General features: G+C 68.7%; 2 protein-coding genes. Both read right to left on the bottom strand.

Features of this window, described 5'->3' with window-relative positions; all coding sequences use genetic code 11:
* Nucleotides 1–75: 75 nt before the first annotated feature.
* Complete coding sequence (gene ilvN, locus EES42_RS17065) at nucleotides 76–651, bottom strand: acetolactate synthase small subunit (RefSeq protein WP_124719051.1); 576 nt, start codon at nucleotides 649–651, stop codon at nucleotides 76–78.
* A gap of 14 nt (nucleotides 652–665) precedes the next feature.
* A partial coding sequence (locus tag EES42_RS17060; protein WP_241196419.1) for a thiamine pyrophosphate-dependent enzyme occupies nucleotides 666–1,017 on the bottom strand: 352 nt, incomplete at its 5' end.

Raw genomic sequence — 1,017 nt, 5'->3', positions numbered from 1 at the left:
GGGCATGGGGGTTCTCCTTGATCACTGGAACGTGAGGGTGTGCGGACGGGATTGAGCGGAGGGTGAGAGGCGCGGCTAGGCGCTCTGTGCGTCGGCCGTCGTCGCGGTGGCGGTGGCCGGGGTCAGGCGGATCGGCCGGGCCTCGCGGGCGGAGCGGTCTGCCAGGGCGCGGGAGCCGCGGCCGATCGCGATCGCGCCGGACTGGACGAGTTCCTTGATGCCGAAGGTGGCGAGCATCCGGAGCATCGCGTCGAGCTTGTCGCCGGAGCCGGTCGCTTCGAGGGTGACGGCGTCGGGCGAGACGTCGACGGTTCTGGCCCGGAACAGCTCGGCGATCTGGATGATCTGGGCCCGGGTGCCGTTGCCGGCGCTCACCTTGACCAGGACCAGCTCGCGCTGGACGGCGGAGTCCGCCTCCAACTCGACGATCTTCAGGACGTTCACCAGCTTGTTGAGCTGCTTGGTCACCTGTTCCAGGGCCAGTTCGTGGTCGACCCTGACGACGATGGTGATGCGGGAGAGTTCCGGGTGTTCGGTGGTGCCGACCGCGAGCGAGTCGATGTTGAAGCCGCGGCGCGAGAACAGGGCGGCGACACGGGCCAGGATGCCGGGCGTGTCCTCGACCAGGACGGAGAGCGTGTGCTGGGACATGTCAGAGGGTCCTCTCAGTCGTCCGCGGAGTCGCCGAAGTCGGGGCGTACGTCGCGTGCGGCCATGATGTCGTCGTTGGAGGTGCCGGCCGGGACCATCGGCCACACCATCGCGTCCTCGTGGACGATGAAGTCCACCACGACGGGGCGGTCGTTGATCGCGTTGGCCTTGTCGATGATCGCGTCGAGCTCGTAGGGGTTCTCGCAGCGCAGGCCCACACAGCCCATCGCCTCGGAGAGCTGGACGAAGTCCGGGACCCGGGTGCCGTGGTTGGCGGCGGAACCCACCCCGCGGGTCGATCCGGTGGTGGCGTTGGTGGCGCCGTCGTGCAGCACGGTGTTGGAGAACCGCGCTCCGTAGAAGAGG

The sequence above is a fragment of the Streptomyces sp. ADI95-17 genome, assembly GCF_003846175.1.
GTDB lineage: Bacteria > Actinomycetota > Actinomycetes > Streptomycetales > Streptomycetaceae > Streptomyces > Streptomyces sanglieri.
This window is presented reverse-complemented; position numbering and strand designations above follow the sequence as displayed.

Excerpts from the sequence above, each read along its gene's own strand:
- ilvN (WP_124719051.1), bottom strand. The coding sequence starts at position 651 with ATGTCCCAGCACACGCTCTCCGTCCTGGTCGAGGACACGCCCGGCATC.